This is a genomic window from Halovibrio sp. HP20-59, from assembly GCF_033052795.2.
GTDB lineage: Bacteria > Pseudomonadota > Gammaproteobacteria > Pseudomonadales > Halomonadaceae > Vreelandella.
In genome coordinates this window covers 1-244 of sequence record NZ_JAWJUW020000155.1, presented here as the reverse complement: position 1 = coordinate 244, position 244 = coordinate 1, and the positions used below count along the sequence as shown (strand labels likewise).

The following is a 244-nucleotide window of genomic DNA, read 5'->3' as shown; positions in this document are numbered from 1 at the left end:
GCAGCGTCTGCCCTACCGGGTGGACGCCGCCGAACGCGCCCGCCGCGCGGCGCTTGCGCGCGATCCGGGCCAGTTGCCGTTGGCGCTGGCCACCGCCCGCAGCGCGCTTGAACGCGCGCGCGTGCACGGCGACCCGCGCGAGCTCGGGGCCGCCCAGGCCGCGCTGGCGCCCTGGTGGACCCGTGCCGACGCGCCGGACCCGGCGGTGCTGCTGCGCGCCCGCGTGCTGCAGGCCCGCCATGAC

The 244-nt window shown here is 80.7% G+C and carries 1 protein-coding gene; it reads left to right on the top strand.

Annotation, left to right across the window (positions count from 1 at the left end):
* On the top strand, window positions 1–244 hold a 244-nt coding region (locus RZA33_RS19720; protein WP_317510021.1), incomplete at both ends, for a hypothetical protein.